This window comes from Streptomyces sp. V4I8 (assembly GCF_041261225.1).
GTDB lineage: Bacteria > Actinomycetota > Actinomycetes > Streptomycetales > Streptomycetaceae > Streptomyces.
Window position 1 is genome coordinate 7,505,426 of sequence record NZ_JBGCCN010000001.1, and the last position, 17,962, is coordinate 7,523,387.

At 69.3% G+C, this 17,962-nt stretch carries 17 protein-coding genes and 2 pseudogenes; 8 read left to right on the forward strand and 11 right to left on the reverse strand.

From position 1 onward, the window contains the following. Positions 1-84 precede the first annotated feature (84 nt). Together recA and recX are read left to right on the forward strand one after the other, a co-directional pair. On the forward strand, positions 85-1,209 hold the full coding sequence (recA, locus tag ABIE67_RS34170; RefSeq protein WP_370265231.1) for a recombinase RecA: 1,125 nt from the start codon (positions 85-87) through the stop codon (positions 1,207-1,209). 3 nt (positions 1,210-1,212) lie between these two features. Further along, positions 1,213-2,169, forward strand: coding sequence for a recombination regulator RecX (gene recX, locus ABIE67_RS34175; RefSeq protein ID WP_370265232.1), 957 nt, complete (start codon positions 1,213-1,215; stop codon positions 2,167-2,169). A gap of 121 nt (positions 2,170-2,290) precedes the next feature. Here the strand turns inward: recX and ABIE67_RS34180 are convergent, their stop codons facing one another. The 3 genes from ABIE67_RS34180 to ABIE67_RS34190 form a co-directional block, all read right to left on the reverse strand. Then, positions 2,291-2,719: a rhodanese-like domain-containing protein gene (locus tag ABIE67_RS34180; protein WP_370269219.1), complete on the reverse strand. Its 429-nt coding sequence runs from the start codon at positions 2,717-2,719 to the stop codon at positions 2,291-2,293. Positions 2,720-2,778: 59 nt separating this feature from the next. Beyond that, positions 2,779-3,336 carry a cysteine dioxygenase gene (locus ABIE67_RS34185; protein WP_370265233.1) on the reverse strand — a complete coding sequence of 186 codons (558 nt, stop codon included), beginning with the start codon at positions 3,334-3,336 and terminating at the stop codon, positions 2,779-2,781. A 99-nt stretch (positions 3,337-3,435) separates the two neighbouring features. Next, complete coding sequence (locus tag ABIE67_RS34190) at positions 3,436-3,600, reverse strand: putative leader peptide (RefSeq protein WP_370265234.1); 165 nt, start codon at positions 3,598-3,600, stop codon at positions 3,436-3,438. 439 nt (positions 3,601-4,039) lie between these two features. Between ABIE67_RS34190 and ABIE67_RS34195 the strand changes: the two are divergent. Then, positions 4,040-5,048: pseudogene (locus tag ABIE67_RS34195) on the forward strand (RNA-guided endonuclease InsQ/TnpB family protein). 106 nt (positions 5,049-5,154) lie between these two features. On the opposite strand, the gene ABIE67_RS34200 reads toward ABIE67_RS34195, so the two are convergent. From ABIE67_RS34200 to ABIE67_RS34220, 5 genes and pseudogenes are all read right to left on the reverse strand, one after another. Next, positions 5,155-6,792 (reverse strand): FAD-dependent monooxygenase, encoded by a 1,638-nt coding sequence (locus tag ABIE67_RS34200; RefSeq protein ID WP_370265235.1) that lies wholly within the window; start codon positions 6,790-6,792, stop codon positions 5,155-5,157. A 203-nt stretch (positions 6,793-6,995) separates the two neighbouring features. Beyond that, complete coding sequence (locus ABIE67_RS34205; protein ID WP_370265236.1) at positions 6,996-7,904, reverse strand: amino acid ABC transporter permease; 909 nt, start codon at positions 7,902-7,904, stop codon at positions 6,996-6,998. Then, positions 7,901-8,575 (reverse strand): amino acid ABC transporter permease, encoded by a 675-nt coding sequence (locus ABIE67_RS34210; RefSeq protein WP_370265237.1) that lies wholly within the window; start codon positions 8,573-8,575, stop codon positions 7,901-7,903. Before ABIE67_RS34210 ends, ABIE67_RS34205 begins: the two co-directional genes overlap by 4 nt. Before the next feature lie 96 nt (positions 8,576-8,671). After that, a pseudogene (locus ABIE67_RS34215) lies at positions 8,672-9,515 on the reverse strand (glutamate ABC transporter substrate-binding protein). A gap of 154 nt (positions 9,516-9,669) precedes the next feature. Then, positions 9,670-10,446, reverse strand: coding sequence for an amino acid ABC transporter ATP-binding protein (locus tag ABIE67_RS34220; RefSeq protein WP_370265238.1), 777 nt, complete (start codon positions 10,444-10,446; stop codon positions 9,670-9,672). 288 nt (positions 10,447-10,734) lie between these two features. Between ABIE67_RS34220 and ABIE67_RS34225 the strand changes: the two genes are divergently transcribed. Then, positions 10,735-11,421: a response regulator transcription factor gene (locus ABIE67_RS34225; RefSeq protein ID WP_370265240.1), complete on the forward strand. Its 687-nt coding sequence runs from the start codon at positions 10,735-10,737 to the stop codon at positions 11,419-11,421. A gap of 9 nt (positions 11,422-11,430) precedes the next feature. Further along, the gene (locus ABIE67_RS34230; protein WP_370265241.1) at positions 11,431-12,822 is read left to right on the forward strand and encodes an ATP-binding protein; all 1,392 of its coding nucleotides are present in this window, start codon (positions 11,431-11,433) and stop codon (positions 12,820-12,822) included. Between the two features lie 265 nt (positions 12,823-13,087). Here ABIE67_RS34230 and ABIE67_RS34235 read toward each other — a convergent pair whose 3' ends face one another. Further along, positions 13,088-14,086 (reverse strand): TAXI family TRAP transporter solute-binding subunit, encoded by a 999-nt coding sequence (locus tag ABIE67_RS34235; protein ID WP_370265242.1) that lies wholly within the window; start codon positions 14,084-14,086, stop codon positions 13,088-13,090. A gap of 116 nt (positions 14,087-14,202) precedes the next feature. On the opposite strand from ABIE67_RS34235, the gene ABIE67_RS34240 reads away from it, so the two are divergent. The 3 genes from ABIE67_RS34240 (at position 14,203) to ABIE67_RS34250 (ending at position 17,105) form a co-directional block, all read left to right on the forward strand. Then, a complete protein-coding gene (locus ABIE67_RS34240) occupies positions 14,203-14,607 on the forward strand; it encodes a MazG nucleotide pyrophosphohydrolase domain-containing protein (protein ID WP_370265243.1) in 405 nt (134 codons plus the stop codon). A 49-nt stretch (positions 14,608-14,656) separates the two neighbouring features. After that, on the forward strand, positions 14,657-16,171 hold the full coding sequence (miaB, locus tag ABIE67_RS34245) for a tRNA (N6-isopentenyl adenosine(37)-C2)-methylthiotransferase MiaB (protein WP_370265245.1): 1,515 nt from the start codon (positions 14,657-14,659) through the stop codon (positions 16,169-16,171). Between the two features lie 205 nt (positions 16,172-16,376). Next, a complete protein-coding gene (locus tag ABIE67_RS34250; protein WP_370265246.1) occupies positions 16,377-17,105 on the forward strand; it encodes a class III extradiol dioxygenase subunit B-like domain-containing protein in 729 nt (242 codons plus the stop codon). 137 nt (positions 17,106-17,242) lie between these two features. Here ABIE67_RS34250 and ABIE67_RS34255 read toward each other — a convergent pair whose 3' ends face one another. Next, positions 17,243-17,509: an antitoxin gene (locus ABIE67_RS34255; protein ID WP_370265247.1), complete on the reverse strand. Its 267-nt coding sequence runs from the start codon at positions 17,507-17,509 to the stop codon at positions 17,243-17,245. Between the two features lie 24 nt (positions 17,510-17,533). Further along, positions 17,534-17,794, reverse strand: a complete 261-nt coding sequence (locus ABIE67_RS34260) for a hypothetical protein (RefSeq protein ID WP_370265248.1) — start codon at positions 17,792-17,794, stop codon at positions 17,534-17,536. Positions 17,795-17,962 lie beyond the last annotated feature (168 nt).

Sequence of the window (17,962 nt, forward strand, 5' to 3'; positions counted from 1 at the left end):
GACGGGCGTCGGGGCGCATTGTCAGTGGCAGGCGTTAGCGTCTTTGACGTGAAGCGATCGACTCAAGCAAACCGGGTGGAACCCATGGCAGGAACCGACCGCGAGAAGGCCCTGGATGCCGCACTCGCACAGATTGAACGGCAATTCGGCAAGGGCGCGGTCATGCGCATGGGCGAGCGGCCGAACGAGCCCATCGAGGTCATCCCCACCGGGTCGACCGCACTCGACGTCGCGCTCGGCGTCGGCGGCATCCCACGCGGCCGCGTGGTGGAGGTGTACGGACCGGAGTCCTCCGGCAAGACGACCCTGACCCTGCACGCCGTGGCCAACGCACAGCGGGCCGGCGGCCAGGTGGCCTTCGTGGACGCGGAGCACGCCCTCGACCCCGAGTACGCGCGCAAGCTCGGCGTCGACGTCGACAACCTGATCCTGTCCCAGCCGGACAACGGTGAGCAGGCCCTGGAAATCGTGGACATGCTGGTCCGCTCCGGAGCTCTCGACCTGATCGTCATCGACTCCGTCGCCGCGCTCGTCCCACGCGCGGAGATCGAGGGCGAGATGGGCGACAGCCACGTCGGTCTGCAGGCCCGCCTGATGAGCCAGGCCCTGCGGAAGATCACCAGCGCGCTCAACCAGTCCAAGACCACCGCGATCTTCATCAACCAGCTCCGCGAGAAGATCGGCGTGATGTTCGGCTCCCCGGAGACCACGACCGGTGGCCGGGCGCTGAAGTTCTACGCCTCGGTGCGCATGGACATCCGCCGCATCGAAACCCTCAAGGACGGCACCGACGCGGTCGGCAACCGCACCCGAGTCAAGGTCGTCAAGAACAAGGTCGCGCCGCCCTTCAAGCAGGCCGAGTTCGACATCCTCTACGGCCAGGGCATCAGCCGCGAAGGCGGCCTGATCGACATGGGCGTGGAGCACGGCTTCGTCCGCAAGGCCGGCGCCTGGTACACGTACGAGGGCGACCAGCTCGGCCAGGGCAAGGAGAACGCGCGCAACTTCCTGAAGGACAACCCCGACCTGGCCAACGAGATCGAGAAGAAGATCAAGGAGAAGCTGGGCGTCGGCGTGCGTCCGGAGGAGCCTGCTGCCGAGCCGGGCGCGGACGCCGCGGTCTCCGCCACCCCGGACGACGCCGCGAAGACGGTGCCCGCTCCGGCGGCCAAGGCAGCCAAGACCAAGGCTGCGACTGCCAAGAGCTGACCCTTGACACGGCGAACGGACTGGGCCGAGTACGCCGCCTACCCGGACGCTCCGCGCAAGCGGGGACGAGGCGGCGACGAGGGCTCCTCCGGGATGGGCGGTTACGCCCACGCAGGAGACGCGGCCTATGACGCGGACCGGGAGGACGACGGCGCGGCGCTGTACGGCAGGGGCAGATCCTTCGGACGGGACGGCGACGAGTCGAGCCCGGCGTACAGCGACGAGTCGGGCCCTGCGTATGGCGATGAACCGGGCCATGGCGCGGTGGACGGCGAAGCATGGATGGAGGGCGGTTCGGCGCACGACGCCGGTGCACCCCGTGGTGGCTCGCGCCGGGGCCGTGGTGAGGCTCGGGGCGCGGACGGCTCACGCGGGCGTCGTCGGCGCGGCCGCAGAGAGCCGTCCAATGAGGACGGAGGTGCCTCTTCCTCGTCGAGGGCCGAGGAGAGGACGCCCCCGGGGGACCCGGTGGAGCAGGCGCGGGCGATCTGTCTGCGCCTGCTCACCGGGACCCCGCGCACGCGGAAACAACTCGCGGACGCCCTGCGCAAGCGAGAGATCCCGGACGAGGCCGCCGAGGAGGTGCTGTCGAGGTTTGAGGAGGTCGGCCTCATCAACGACAGTGCGTTCGCGGACGCCTGGGTGGAGTCCCGGCACCATGGCCGGGGGCTCGCCCGACGCGCTCTCGCCCGGGAACTGCGTACCAAGGGCGTCGACTCCACACTGATCGACGCGGCTGTCTCCCAGCTCGACTCCGAGCAGGAGGAGACGACCGCACGCGAACTCGTTGCCCGCAAGCTGCGTTCCACGCGCGGCCTCGACCGCGACAAACGCCTGCGCCGTCTCGCGGGCATGCTCGCCCGCAAGGGCTACCCCGAGGGCATGGCCCTACGGGTGGTCCGGCAGGCCCTGGAGGAAGAGGGCGAGGACACGGAGTTCCTCGAGGACGAGGGGTACTGACCCCGACGGCCACGGAGCCGTAGACGGCCTGGAAGTGGGCGAAGGCCGGTGACTGTGGGACTCCGGCCCCGGACACGGTGAACGCGCGGGGGCGCCCATCGCGTTCGGGGGCGGGTAGTGATCAGGCGGCCCTGTTGGGGGCCGGGGGCCCCGACGTCACCGGAAGCCCCTCTGTCCGCCATGCCTGGAAACCCCCGACCAGGTCAGTGGCCCGGTGCAGCCCCAGTCGCCGTAGCGACTCGGCCGCCAGGCTCGACGCGTACCCCTCGTTGCAGATCACCACGACCCGCAGGTCGTGACCCGTTGCCTCGGGGGCGCGATGGCTGCCCTGTGGATCGAGCCGCCACTCCAGTTCGTTGCGCTCGACCACCAGGGCACCCGGAATCAGACCGTCCCGCTCGCGCAGGGCCGCGTACCGGATGTCGACCAGCAGAGCCTCACCGGACTGGGCGGCCTCGTACGCCTCCTGCGGCTCGATCCGCATGTAGCCCGCGCGCACCCGCTCCAGCAGCTCGTCGATGCCGACCTGCTGTTCATCCACGTTTCCCACGTCCCCGCCCGCCCGTACCTTCGACTCACCGCCGCCGACCGGCCGCTCACTCACGCTGCTCACTGCCAGTCCTTCGGGCGTTCCACCTGCTCCAGGCGCAGGATCGGCCCGCTGCGGCTGAATCGGCGGATCCGCGGCAGGGGCGGGTAGTAGGCGTGAACGGAGATCGCATGCTGGTCGGACGACTCATTGAGGACCTCGTGCACATGGTGACGGCCGAAGGAGCGGCCCTTTCCGGCCGGCAACCGCCGTTCCCGGTCCACGCCGTCCGTCAGTTCCAACGTCTTCCAGCCGTCGGCGGGCAGCCGGACGGCGAGCGCGTTCTCCTTGAGCTCACCGGCCGCAGTGACGAAGGCCCCGACCGACTCGGCGTGGTCGTGCCAGCCGGTGCCTGTCCCGGGCGGCCAGCCGATCAACCAGGCCTCGCTACCGCCGGGGCCGTCGAGCCGTACCCAGGTACGGCCCTCGGGGTCGAGCGGGAGCGAGGCGATCAAGTCGGCGTCGGCGGCCGTACGCCGTACGAAGTCGAGAAGGTCCGCCTGCGTCGGCGTGGAATTGGGCGCGGAAGGTGTGACAACCGGCTGGGAAGTGGCAACGGCGGCAGGAGACACAGACACGGGCACCGTCCTGAAATGAGTTCGCGAGAGCGCGCGACAGCACGGGCGACAGGGATCAGATGTCAGGAGCGGCGCGCGCGAGGAGAAGGGGGAGCGAGTTCAGCAGGACGGGCGACACACGCAGCCCGCATAGCGGACGAGGTCCATATGGACCCTCCGCCACAGGCGCACACAGGTGTCGGTCATGAGCGGGAGTACACCATGACGGTGCGAACCGGTCAACTCGCCGTCATGTGATTCTGGCGGGGACACTCCGGCGTTCATACCGGGAGTAATCGCATCCTGTGATGGCGACGGCGGAGCGTCGCCGTGTCCGCCTTTGGGGCACGGAGCGACCGCAAGGCGGTCAGCGGAGGCGATAGAAAGCGAACACACGCACCCGTATTCGCTGGTTGCGGTGACCGTGGCGTCAAGTGGGCACGAGTGTGCGCATATCGCACGTACGGTCTTGTCGAGGAAGCCGGGATGAGCGGGTCAAGCCGTGGAAGGAGGGTGAGGTGTGCCGGTGGTGAAGGAGGGAGGGCATGCCCGGTACACGTACCGGCTGCGCGTGTCGTCGCCCGCCCGTACGCGACTGCTTGCGGAGTGGGACCGCTGTCGGTGGGTGTGGAACGAGTGCGTGGCCAAGTCCAAAGCCGCGCACATGCACAACAAGGCGCACCCGGAGGACAAGCAGACCTGCGGTCCGGCACAGCTCGACAGGATGCTGACCGAGGCTCGGCGGGTGACCCCATGGCTGCGGGAGGGCGCCAGCGTCCCGCAGCAGCAGATCATCCGGGACTTCGGCACGTCGCGCGCCAAAGCGCAAGGACATCATGGAGCGCCTGCCCCTCAGGCAGCGAGCTGGGATGCCCGGCTGGAAGAAGAAGTGCGAAGCGGACCCGACGCTGAACTACACCAAGCGTGGCTTCCGTCTCAAAGACGGCCACCTGCACCTGGCGGGCGGCATCGTGCTGACCGTGGTGTGGTCCCGCGAGTTGCCCGCCGCCCCGTCTTCCGTGCGTGTGTACAGGGACAGCGTCGGCCACTGGTACGCCTCGTTCGTCGTGCCCACCGAAGTCCAATCACTGCCCGCCACCGGCGCGGTGATCGGAATCGACTGGGGTGTGAAGGAGACCGCGACCACCACCTCGAACACGCACGACCTTCCCCACCCCCAACATGGGATGAAGGCCCAGCAGAAGTTGTCGAGATCCGACCGGATGATGGCCCGCCGCAAACCGGCCGAGGGGCATGCCGCCTCGAAGGGGTACCGCGAGGCGAAGAAGCTGCGGGCCAAGGCGCACAAGAAGGTCGCCCGGCAGCGGCAGGACACCGGTCGCAAGTGGGCGAAGAAGGTCGTGACGGACCACGATGCCATCGCGGTGGAGGACTTCCGCCCGAAGTTCCTCGCCAGGACATCGATGGCCCGTAAAGCGGCCGATGCCGCCATCGGCGCCACTAAGCAGGCCCTGCTGGAGATGGGCCGCAAACACGGGCGGGACGTTCGCCTTGTGCATCCCGCGCACACCACCATGGACTGCGGACGCTGCGGAGCGAGAACCAAGCACGCACTCCCGCTGTCGGAACGTACCTACACCTGCACCGCGTGCGGAGCCGTGTCCCCCAGGGATAAGAACTCCGCCCGTGTGATGCTTGTCCGGGCTGGTCTGAACCCGGCTGGTGTCGAGGGCGCAAGACCTTCCGGAGCGCTGCTCCGAGAGGCGGCCTGAGCCAGGAATCCCCTCCCCTTCAGGGAGTCGAGCAGTCAAGATCCGGAGTAGACCATGGACTCCTGGGCGCAGCCAAAGTGTGAGAACGACGCAACTCACCACCACGTCAGCGGCCTGCACCCACCCCTGCTTGCGCCTCCGTCTTGGCCGGTCCCCCCAACGCGGCCTCGGCCGCCGCGTACAGTTCGGCCGGCCGCACCCCGCTCAACGCCGTCACAAGGTGACCGTCGGGCCGCACCAGCAGGACCGAATGCGCGGACGCCCCCGGGTAGCTCTCCGCGACCAGCAGTTCGGCCGGATACGGCAGTGCCGTCACCGCGGCCGCCAGCCGCGGCATGATCCCGGCGGTCGCCCAGTGCTTGCGCTCCCACACGCCCGTGCCCGGAGCGATCAGCAGGACCAGCAGCGCACCGCGCCCGAGCCGGTCCCGCAGCCGTACGAAGGAGCCGTCCTCCGCCGTGACGCGCACATCCATGACCGGCGCACCACGCGGTGTGTCCACCGGGACCTCGCCCTCCAGGTCCGCGGGCGCGAGCGGAGAGTCGGCGTACGTCCCCGGCGCACCGATCGCTCCCTGCCCCAGATGGCCGTCCATCAGCAGCGCGTCATGGCCCCGGGCGGAACCGGGAACGTACGCGCGCAGCCCTCCGCCGCCGCGCAGCAGCGGAAGCGCCTGGTCGGCGGCCCGCAGCCGGGCGGCGACGGCCACCCGCCGCTCCGCCTGGTAGCTGTCGAGCAGCGCCTCGTACGGCCCGTGGTGCCAGGCCGACGCCAGCTTCCAGGCGAGGTTGTCGGCGTCCCGCAGTCCCTCGTCGAGCCCATGTGTGCCGAGCGTACCGAGGCAGTGCGCCGCGTCCCCGGCGAGAAAGACACGGCCCACGCGCCAGCGGCGAGCCAGACGGTGGTGAACCGTGTGAACTCCGGTGTCGAGGAGTTCGTACGGCGGTGTCTCCCCGCCGCTCCAGCCGGCGAGCGTCTCGCGGATGCGAGCCACCAGCAGCTCGGGCGTGACCAGGTCCTTGCCCGGCGGCAGCAGCCAGTCGAGGCGCCACACCCCGTCCGGGAGCGGCCGTCCGGTGACCTCCCCGCCCGAAGGTCCGGATGTCCGCCACGGCGGCATCCGATGAAGCAACGCCTGGCCGTCCCACGGAAGTTCCGTGCGCAGCGCGGCCACGGCGTGTCGCTCCACCGCCGTACGGCCGGGAAAGCGGATGTCCTGGAGCTTGCGCACGGTCGAGCGGGGGCCGTCGCAGCCGACCAGGTAACTGCCGCGCCACCAGGTGCCCTGGGGGCCGCGGGTGTGCGCGGTGACGCCCGAGGCCTCCTGCTCGAGAGCGTCCAGGCGGCTGTCCACGGCGACCTTGACGAGCCGTTCGTCGGCGAGGGCAGCGCGCAGGGCGCCGGTCAGCACGTGCTGGGCGATGTGCAGGGGGGCGGGGTTCGTGACGCCCTCGTGTCCCTCCGCCTCCTCCGCGGCGTCGTCGAACGTGACCTCGCGCATCACCTGCTTGCGCCGCATAGCCCGCCATCCGGCCCAGTGGGCGCCGGCCGTGGCGAGCGGCACACCCGTCAGGCGTTCCATGAGGGCGGTGGTGTCCTGGCGCAGGACTACGGTGCGCGCGAGACGGGCTTCGTCCTTGCCGGGCCCCTCGTCGAGGACGACGGACGGCACCTCCTGACGGGCCAGCGCCAGGGCGAGCGTAAGCCCGACGGGCCCCGCTCCGACGATGATCACCGGGTCCACGGCGCGGCGCCCCCTGCCCGCAGCGGTGTCCCGAGGGACGCGAGTGAGCAGATGGTTGGAGCAGGGTGCACGATCACAGAACGTATGCAACCCATTGCCGGTGCTTGCGTCAAGTGACGGAGGGCAGTGGCGATCATGCCACTGCCCTCCGTGTCGTTCATGCCACTTGACTGCTCATCAGATGGCAGCCCTCGGGCCGCTCATCAGATGGAGCCGCCGGCGCCCGTCCCGTAGGTGCCACCCGTCGCCGCCGGGTTCAGCTCCTCCATGTCCTCGGCGCTGAGGACGGCGCCCGTGCTCTTCTTGCTGCGCCGCAGCCTCTTCTCCAGCCAGCTGGCGAAGCTGGTGAGGATGAAGTTCAGCACGATGTAGATGAGCGCCACCACGATGAAGCTGGGAATGACGTTGCCGTAGAAGGACGCCATGGTCGCGCGCGAATTCAGCAGTTCGGTGAACCCGATCATCACGCCGCCCAGCGCGGTGTCCTTCACAATGACCACGAGCTGGCTGACGATGGCCGGCAGCATGGCGGTGACGGCCTGCGGCAGCAGGATGGTCCTCATCGTCTGACCCTTGCGCAGGCCGATGGCCATGGCGGCTTCCGACTGCCCCTTGGGCAGGGAGAGGATGCCGGCCCGTACGACCTCGGCGAGGACGGACGCGTTGTAGAGCACCAGGCCCGTGACGACCGCGTAGAGGGGCCGCTGTTCACTGCTGACGTTCGTCCAGCGGTCGTAGAACTCGTTGGCGAACAACATCAGGAGCAGGACCGGGATCGCCCGGAAGAACTCGACCACCCAGGCGGCCGGAAGCCGCACCCACCGGTGGTCGGAGAGGCGCGCGATGCCGAAGAACGCGCCCAGCGGAAGGGCGATCACCATGGCCAGTGCCGCGCCCTTCAGCGTGTCGGCGAGACCGGGCAGCAGATAGGTCGTCCAGGCCTCGGACTGGGTGAACGGCTTCCACAGGGCCCACTTCAGCTGGCCCTTTTCGTCCATGACGTCCCAGACGAACCACACGAGCAGGGCGAGCAGGGCGAAGAAGACCACCGAGATGAGCACATTGCGCCGCTTGGCGCGGGGGCCCGGAGCGTCGTAGAGAACGGAGCTCATCGCTTCACCGCCAGTCGCTTGCTCAGCCAACCGAGGAAGAGGCCGGTGGGCAGGGTCAGTACCACGAAACCGAAGGCGAAGACCGCGGCGATGAGCACCGTCTGAGCCTCGTTCTCGATCATTTCCTTCATCAGGTAGGCGGCCTCGGCCACGCCGATCGCGGCCGCCACGGTGGTGTTCTTGGTCAGGGCGATCAGCACGTTGGCCAGCGGGCCGATGACCGAACGGAAGGCCTGCGGCAGGATGATGAGCCGGAGGGTCTGGCTGAAGGTCAGCCCGATGGCACGGGCCGCCTCGGCCTGGCCCAGCGGCACGGTGTTGATGCCGGAACGAATCGCCTCGCAGACGAAGGCCGCGGTGTAGGCGACGAGGCCGAGGATCGCCAGACGGAAGCCCTGGACCTTGAAGTCGGAGGCGCCCATGGTCATGCCGAAGATGTCGGCGAGACCGAGCGACGTGAAGATGATGATGACCGTCAGGGGGATGTTCCGGACGATGTTCACATAGGCCGTGCCGAACCCACGCATGAGCGGGACCGGGCTGACCCGCATCGCGGCCAGGAGGGTGCCCCAGATCAGGGAGCCGATGCCGGACAGGAGGGTGAGTTTCACCGTCATCCAGAAGGCACCCAACAGGGTCGGGTTGTCATAGTCAGAAAGAAAGTCGAACACGATCTCCCGCGCTTCCGGGTGGGTGGCGTACGTGGATAGCGCGGCGCGCCGCCGCCCTGATCGCGGTGGACGGCGGCGCGCCGGTGAACCTTTGCGCTACTTGACGATGACGCCGATCTTCGGCGCGGGCTCGTTCTTGTAGTTGGCCGGACCGAAGTTGTCGGCGACCGCCTTGTCCCAGGCCTTGTCCTTGACCATCTTCTCGAGGGCGGCGTTGATCTTGTTGACGGTCTCGGTGTCGCCCTTCTTCACACCGATGCCGTAGTTCTCGTTGCTCAGCTTCAGGCCGGCGAGCTTGAACTGGCCCTTGTACTGCTCCTGCGCGGCGTAGTCCGGCGAGGATCGAGTCGTCCGTGGTCAGGGCGTCCACGGCGCCGCTCTGCAGAGCGGCGATGCACTCCGAGTAGCCGCCGTTCTGCTTGAGGTTGGCCTTCGGGGCGAAGTCGTTCTTGACGTTCTGCGCCGAGGTGGAGCCGACCACCGAGCACAGGTTCTTGTCATTGAGGTCGGTGGCCTCGGTGATGTCCGAGTCGCTCTTGACCAGCAGGTCCTGGTGGGCCAGCAGGTACGGGCCGGCGAAGTCGACCTTCTCCTTGCGCTCGTCGGTGATCGAGTAGGTCGCCGCGATGAACTTCACGTCGCCACGGGCGAGCGCGTTCTCACGGTCGGCGCTCTTGGTCTCGACCCACTCGATCTGGTTGGGCTCGTAGCCGAGCTCCTTGGCCACGTACGTGGCCACGTCCACGTCGAAGCCGGAGAAGGTGCCGTCGGGCTCCTTCTGGCCAAGACCCGGCTGGTCGTACTTGATGCCGATCTTGATCTTGTCGCCGCCACCGGAGCCCGAGTTGCTGTCGCTGTCGCCGTCACCACCACAAGCGGTGGCGGTGATCGAGAGAACGATTGCAGCGGCGGCCGCGGCGGAGACCTTGCGGAGCTTCATGGTGAACATCCTTTGTGTGAAGAAGAGATGCGTGCCGTCAGGAACGGCGGGTGACGCAGGTCGTCGGGTGCGTGAAGCGGTCCGTCGGTGGTGCGGGATCGGGTCCGTCAGTGGTGCGGGACCTCTTCCCTGAGTGGTGCAGGACCGCGTCCGGTCAGTGGTGCAGGATCTTGGACAGAAAGTCCTTCGCGCGGTCGCTGCGCGGGTTGCTGAAGAACTGGTCCGGCACAGCTTCTTCGACGATCTTGCCGTCCGCCATGAACACCACCCGGTTGGCGGCCGAACGGGCGAAGCCCATCTCGTGGGTGACGACGATCATGGTCATGCCGTCGCGGGCGAGCTGCTGCATGACCTCCAGAACCTCGTTGATCATCTCCGGGTCGAGCGCCGACGTGGGCTCGTCGAAGAGCATGACCTTGGGGTCCATGGCCAGCGCACGGGCGATGGCCACACGCTGCTGCTGGCCGCCGGAGAGCTGGGCGGGGTACTTCTCCGCCTGGCTGCCCACGCCCACCCGGTCGAGCAGGGAGCGGGCCTTCTCCTCGGCCTTCTTCTTGTCGGTCTTGCGGACCTTGATCTGGCCCAGCATCACGTTCTCGAGCACGGTCTTGTGCGCGAAAAGGTTGAAGGACTGGAAGACCATTCCGACGTCGGCCCGCAGCTTGGCCAGCGCCTTGCCCTCAGCGGGCAGGGGCTTGCCGTCGATCGCGATCGCGCCGGAGTCGATCGTCTCCAGGCGGTTGATGGTGCGGCACAGGGTGGACTTTCCGGACCCGGAGGGTCCGATGACCACGACGACCTCGCCGCGGGCGATCGTCAGATCGATGTCCTGGAGCACGTGCAACGCGCCGAAGTGCTTGTTCACGTTCTTCAGGACGACCAGCTCGCCGGTCGCGGCCACATCTTCCTTGGCCACCGATACTTCGGTCATCGCTCTCAGGCTCCGTCCTCCTCGGTTTCGGAGGACAGTAGTAACCGTATCCGACCTGCGTCATCAGTTCTGAGGTGAATCTGAGCATCACGATCCGATAGCAATCGGACACGTGTCGTAGCACTTGACACCGGGGCGCGTACCGGCTGGATAACGGAAGCCGTCGGCAACCGGAACCCACTTGACGGCGTCCTCGTCCATCAGCGTGACTTCCATATTGCACGCGCGCGTGTCCACGCACTGTGTACCTACCTGAATCGTACGGCCGATGAACCGAAGGAGGCCGGGGTGAGACTGCTCCTCGTCGAGGACGACAACCACGTCGCGGCCGCGCTGTCCGCGGTTCTGGCACGGCACGGCTTCGAGGTCACGCACGCGCGTAGCGGTGAGGAGGCCCTCCAGGCGCTCGTCCCCGAGGGCAACGGCTTCGGCGTCGTCCTCCTCGACCTCGGCCTGCCCGACCAGGACGGCTACGAGGTGTGCGGCAAGATCCGCAAGCGCACCAGCACGCCGGTGATCATGGTCACCGCGCGCTCCGACGTCCGCTCCCGCATCCACGGCCTCAACCTGGGGGCCGACGACTATGTGGTGAAGCCTTACGACACCGGAGAGCTGCTCGCGCGGATCCACGCCGTCAGCCGGCGCACCGTGCCGGAGGACGCCGACGCGGGCGGCGACGCTGTGCTGCGCCTGGGCGCCGTACGCATCGAACTGCCGACCCGCCAGGTCAGCGTTGACGGTTCGGTTGTCCAACTGACCCGCAAGGAGTTCGATCTCCTCGCCCTGCTCGCACAGCGCCCCGGGGTGGTCTTCCGTAGGGAGCAGATCATCAGCGAGGTGTGGCGCACGAGTTGGGAGGGGACCGGGCGCACTCTCGAGGTGCATGTGGCGTCCCTGCGCGCCAAGCTGCGCATGCCGGCGCTGATCGAGACCGTACGAGGCGTCGGCTACCGGCTCGTCGCCCCGGCCTCGTAGCGGGCAAGGGTGCGCACTCGTCTTCTCCCGCTGCTCATCGTCCTGATGGCGGCCGTGCTGCTCGCCCTCGGCGTACCGCTCGCCGTCAGCCTGGCCTCGGCCCAGCAGCAGAAGGTGGTCGTCGACCGGATCGACGACACGGCGTACTTCGCGGCCATCGCGCGGCCCGCCGCCGACGCCACCACCGGATCCCGCGACGACCAGCGCATCCTCAGCCGTGAACTCGAGAGCTACTACGAGGTCTACGGCATCCGGGCCGGCGTCTTCCTGCCCAATGACACGCCCCTGGCCAACGGTCCGACGACCTGGCTCCTGCCCGACACCGGCGAAGAGCGCGACGCCTTCAAGGAGTCGCTGCTCAGCCGGCGCAGCCACGACCCCAAGCAGGTGTGGCCTTGGCAGCGCAACCGCCTCGTCATCGCCTCGCCGGTCATCCGGGACGGTGACGTCGTCGCGGTCGTGGTCACCGACTCGCCCACCGGGCAGATGCGGTCGAGAATCCTGCAGGGCTGGCTGATCATCGGCGCCGGTCTGACGGCCGCGATGCTGGTGGCCGTCGGGGCCGCCCTCCGGCTGACCGGCTGGGTGCTCCGGCCGGTACGGGTGCTGGACGTCACCACGCACGAGATCGCGAGCGGCCGCCTCAAGTCACGAGTCGCGGTGGCCAGCGGTCCGCCGGAACTCAGGCGGCTGGCCCGGTCGTTCAACGAGATGGCGGACAACGTCGAGGACGTGCTGGAGCAGCAGCGCGCCTTCGTCGCCGACGCCTCGCACCAGCTGCGCAACCCGCTCGCGGCGCTGCTGCTGCGCATCGAGCTGCTCGCCTTCGAACTCCCCGAGGGCAATGCGGAGATCGCCTCGGTGCAGGCCGAGGGCAAGCGCCTGGCGCAGGTCCTGGACGACCTGCTCGACCTTGCCCTGGCCGAGCACACCGAGGCCGATCTCCGGCTGACCGACGTCGGCGCGCTGACCTCCGAGCGCGTCGCCGCCTGGGCGCCTACCGCCGAGGCCAAGGGTGTGCGGCTGGTGGGGAACTGTCCGCCCACCACCGCCTGGGTCGACCCGGTGGCGCTGTCCAGCGCGCTCGACGCGGTGATCGACAACGCGGTCAAGTTCACGCCGCAGGACGAGCGCGTCGAGGTGACCGTCACCTCCAACGGCAGAACGTCGACGATCGAGGTGACCGACAACGGCCCGGGCCTCACCGACGAGGAACTCGCCCGCATCGGCGACCGCTTCTGGCGCAGCGGCCGGCACCAGAACATCAAGGGCTCGGGCCTGGGCCTGTCGATCTCGCGCGCACTGCTCGCGCCGGGCGGTGGCTCCATCACGTACGGCCGTCATGAGCCCCACGGATTGCGGGTGACGGTGACGGTGCCGAGGTCGGGGCCGACGCCGTAGCGGATCGGCGGGCTAGCTGGGGCAGGCGGGCTGGGTGGGGGGCAGGCGAGCTGGGAGCTCGGCGCGCGCCAAGGCTTCTCCTACGGCTTGTCGGGCGGTCGGCCCTCCCTGCGGCCGGCCCTTCCCTCTGCGGGGCCCTTCCGCGCCCGGTCTTCCCTCTGCGGGGCCCTTCCGCGCCCGGTCTTCCCTCTGCGGGGCCCTTCCGCGCCCGGCCTTCCCTCCGCAGGGCCCTTCCGCGCCCGGCCCTCCCTCCGCCCAGCTCGCCCTACGGCTTGACCGAGCGGTAATAGCGCTTGGCGCCGTCGTGCAGGGTCAGCGGATCGGTGTAGATCGCCGTGCGCAGGTCGACGAGTTGCGCGGAGTGGACGTGGGCGCCGATGCGGTCGCGGCTCTTGATCACCGTGCGGGTCAGCCATTCGGTGAGGCGGGGGTCCATGTTCTTGCGGGTGATCAGGAGGTTGGACACGGCGATCGTGGGCACGGTGTCGCCGTCCTGGATGCTGGGGTAGGCCGACTCCGGCATGTTGGTCGCGCGGTAGAAGTGGGCCGCGTCACCTTGAGCGTGCACCTTGGCGACGAGGTCCGCGTCGTCGATCGGTACGAACCGGAACGCGGAGGTCTCGGCGATCTCCTCCAGCCCGCCCGTCGGCACCCCGCCCGACCAGAAGAACGCGTCGAGCTCGTGCCCGAGTCGCTCGGGCCCGGTGTCGATGCCGTCCGACCTGGGCATGATGTCCTTCTCGGGGTCGATGCCGGCGGCCTCCAGCACGCGAGTGGCGATCAGCCGTACGCCGGAGTTGGGCAGCCCTATGGCCACCCGCTTGCCCTTCAGGTCCGCGACGGAGTGGATGTCCGAGTCCGGCGGGACGACGAGCTGCACATAGTCGTCGTACAGGCGGGCGACGCCGCGCAGCCGGTCGGTGACGGGTTTGGCGCCGATCTTGAACGTGTCCACCGCGTCGGCGGCGGCGATGGTGAAGTCGGCTTCCCCGGTCGCCACGCGCTCGACGTTCTCCTGCGACCCGGCGCTCGTCGTCAGCCGCACCTTGAGCTGCGGCATGTCCTTGGCGAGCTCCTCGCGCAGGAGCTCGCCGTACTCCTGGTAGACCCCCGCGCGTGTGCCCGTGCTGAACGTGATCGTCCCGCTCGGCGGCTCGTCACCCAGGGGCAGCAGCCACCACAGCAACAACCCGAGGGTCACGAGCCCGGCGGCCGAGCCCTGCAGGGCCCGGCGCCTGCTGATGCGGGTGAATGCCTTGGACATGGCCGCGATCCTGCCAGCCGGTACGCGGTGCTGGCCAGGGCAGGGCTCACAGCGGAGCGGGTCCGACAGTCCCCGCCGCGGCGGGGACTGTCGGACCCGGCCGCTACAGTCGGCGCATGAGCTCCTCTCCCGCCGACCTGGTCCGTGAATTCCACCTCGCCTTCGGCCTGGACGCCCGCAGCACGCCGACCGAGGTCTCTCCGGAACTCGCCGCCCACCGTGGAGAGTTGCTGGCCGAGGAGGCGGCGGAGGTCGCCGAGGTCGCCGTCACCGGCCCGCTCGACAGGCTCGCGCACGAGCTGGCGGACGTCGTCTACGTCGCATACGGCACCGCCCTGGTCCATGGCATCGACCTCGACGCCGTACTGACCGAGATCCACCGCTCCAACATGACCAAGCTGGGCCCCGACGGCCGGGTCGCCCGCAGAGCCGACGGCAAGGTCCTCAAGGGCGAGCACTACGAGGCACCGGATGTGTCGAGTGTGCTGCGCCGGCAGGGATGGGTCGCCGGCGGGGCGTGACCGTCCGGCACTGGGCCAAGGGGCTGACACGACCGCATACCCTTGTCCCATGAGCAGCAGCGACCGGAGCCCGGCAGTGGACGTGAAGACATACGAGGTGCGCACCTACGGGTGCCAGATGAACGTCCACGATTCCGAGCGATTGTCCGGCCTGCTCGAAGACGCCGGTTACGTACGCGCGCCCGAGGGCTCCGACGGCGACGCGGACGTCGTCGTCTTCAACACCTGCGCGGTTCGCGAGAACGCCGACAACAAGCTGTACGGCAACCTCGGCCACCTCGCCCCGATGAAGACGAAGCGCCCCGGGATGCAGATCGCGGTCGGCGGCTGTCTCGCGCAGAAGGACCGCGACACCATCGTGAAGCGGGCGCCCTGGGTGGACGTCGTCTTCGGCACGCACAACATCGGCAAGCTCCCCGTCCTGCTGGAACGCGCGCGCGTGCAGGAGGAGGCGCAGGTCGAGATCGCCGAGTCGCTCGAGGCGTTCCCGTCGACGCTGCCGACCCGGCGCGAGAGCGCCTACGCGGCCTGGGTGTCGATCTCCGTCGGCTGCAACAACACCTGCACCTTCTGCATCGTCCCGGCCCTGCGCGGCAAGGAGAAGGACCGTCGCCCCGGCGACATCCTCGCCGAGGTCGAGGCCCTGGTCGCCGAGGGCGTCAGCGAGATCACCCTGCTCGGCCAGAACGTCAACGCGTACGGTTCCGACATCGGCGACCGTGAGGCGTTCAGCAAGCTGCTGCGGGCCTGCGGGAACATCGAGGGCCTGGAGCGCGTCCGCTTCACGTCCCCGCACCCGCGCGACTTCACGGACGACGTGATCGCGGCGATGGCGGAGACCCCGAACGCGATGCCGCAGCTGCACATGCCGCTGCAGTCCGGTTCGGACACGGTCCTCAAGGCGATGCGCCGCTCCTACCGCCAGGAGCGCTACCTGGGGATCATCGAGAAGGTCCGCGCCGCCATCCCGCACGCCGCGATCACCACCGACATCATCGTGGGCTTCCCCGGCGAGACCGAGGAGGACTTCGAGCAGACGCTGCACGTCGTGCGCGAGGCCCGTTTCGCCCAGGCCTTCACCTTCCAGTACTCCAAGCGTCCCGGCACCCCCGCGGCCACCATGGAGAACCAGATCCCCAAGAAGGTCGTCCAGGCGCGCTACGAGCGGCTCGTCGCCCTCCAGGAGGAGATCTCCTGGGAGGAGAACAAGAAACAGGTCGGCCGCACCTTCGAGCTCATGGTCGCCGAGGGCGAGGGCCGCAAGGACGGCGCCACCCACCGCCTGTCCGGCCGCGCCCCCGACAACCGGCTGGTCCACTTCACCAAGCCGGAGCAGGAGGTCCGCCCCGGCGACGTGGTGACCGTCGAGGTCACGTACGCCGCCCCGCACCACCTCCTCGCCGAGGGCCCCGTCCTGAACGTGCGCCGCACGCGCGCGGGCGACGCCTGGGAGAAGCGCAACGCCGCCGAGGCCGCCAAGCCCGCGGGCGTCCTGCTCGGCCTGCCCAAGGTGGGCGTGCCCGAGCCGCTGCCGGCCGTCACCGCGGGCTGTGCCGTCGACTGACCGGCCCCGAGGAGGGGCGGGCGGGTGATCTGGGCACCTACCGCCCGGGGTACCGGCTCGCGGAGCGTGTGTAGAGCACGGCCGCCCCTGATCCGGACGTCGTCCCGGGTGATCCGGACGTCGTGCCGGGTGATCCGGATGCCGTCCCGGGTGATCCGGACGCCGTCCCGGGCTGCCTCGGGACGCCCGCAGTAGGCTGCCGATCATGCTTGTCGCTGCCGCGGTCTGCCCCTGTCCGCCTCTCCTGGTGCCCCAGGTCGCCGCGGGCGCCGCGCCCGAGCTGGACGCCGCGCGGGCCGCCTGTACGGATGCGCTGGGCCTGCTCGCCGCCGCCCGCCCGGACCGGCTCGTGGTCGTCGGACCCGCCGAAGAGAGGGAGCGGCCGACGTATCCGCAAGGGACCTGGGGGGCGTTCCGCGGCTTCGGTGTGGACATCGACGTACGGCTGGGCCGGGCCGAGGGACATGCGGCCGCCCCGGCGCCGCCGGAGCTGCGGCTTCCGTCCTCGCTCGCCGTCGCCGCGTGGCTGCTGGAGCGGACCGGTTGGTCGGATGCCCCGATCGAGGGACTCGGTGTGGGGGAACCTCTTGAGGCCGAGCGGTGTATTGAAATCGGAAGGGACATCGCCGCCCGGGCGGAGCGGGTGGCACTGCTGGCGATGGGCGACGCCAGTGCCTGTCGCACGTTGAAGGCCCCCGGGTACCTCGACGAGCGGGCGGCACCGTTCGACGCGTCCGTCGCGCGTGCGCTGGGCAGCGCGGACGTGGCCGCCCTGAAGGCGCTGGACACCGGGCTCGCCCGCGAGCTGAAGGCTTCGGGCCGGGCTCCCTGGCAGGTCCTCGCGGGGGCCGCCGAGGAGGCGGGACTTTCGGGTGCCTTGCTGTACGAGGACGCGCCGTACGGGGTGGGCTACCTGGTCGCCACCTGGTCGTAGCGCACGCCGGACGCCAGGGGCCGCACAGCAAGCCCCCAGCGCCGAAGCCACAAGCCAAAGCCACAAGCCGCAGCCCAAGGCAAAACGGCGGACGGCCGGGAGCCGTCAAGCTCCGCGGCCGTCCGTCGATGTGCCGTTCAGGTGGTCGGCGGGGGTGCGCCCGGCGGCGGTGTGCTGCCGGTCGCGGTGTCGTCGCCCTTGTGCGCGAGTCGGTCCATGGCGCCCTTGGCCTTGCCCGTGCCCGTGTGGATCTTGTGGCTGTACTTGCCCTTGGTCCTCTCGTCGACGACCTTCGCGGCTTTGTCCAGGCCATGCTGGATCTTTCCCTCGTGCCGCTGCGCGAGGCCGGAGACCTTGTCCTTGGCCGGGGCGAGTTTGGCTTTCAAATTGTCCTTCAGACCCATCGTTCACCTTCCCGCGCGGGGCAGTTACGTGCGGGCGCCCTCACCGGCCTCGCTGTCGGCCGCCTCGTCGGCGGACTGCTGCTTGGGGATCTCGACGCCGTCATCGGCGTCGGGCTCCGCCGCCGACGGCTCGGCAGCGTCCTCGGTCTTGGTCTCAGCCGACCCCTTCGCCTCCGCCGCCTCTTCCGTCGCGGGTTCGGCCGTTGGTGTGTCGGCCTGGGCCTCGACGGTTGACGCCTCCTCCGTGGCCTTCGACCTCCGAAAAATTCGTGCGAAAACGCCCATATCCACTCCATACGTTACTCGTGCGGGCGAAATCCCGCGTCGTCCGGTGCGTCCGTTTGCGCCCCCGGGTCGCCGCCTCCGCGAAAGCGGCGGCGGAAACCTCGCAACAGGCAACGACCCCGCGCGTGTGCCGTCACGTAACTCGTTCGAGTCCACCCCTTGAGGTTT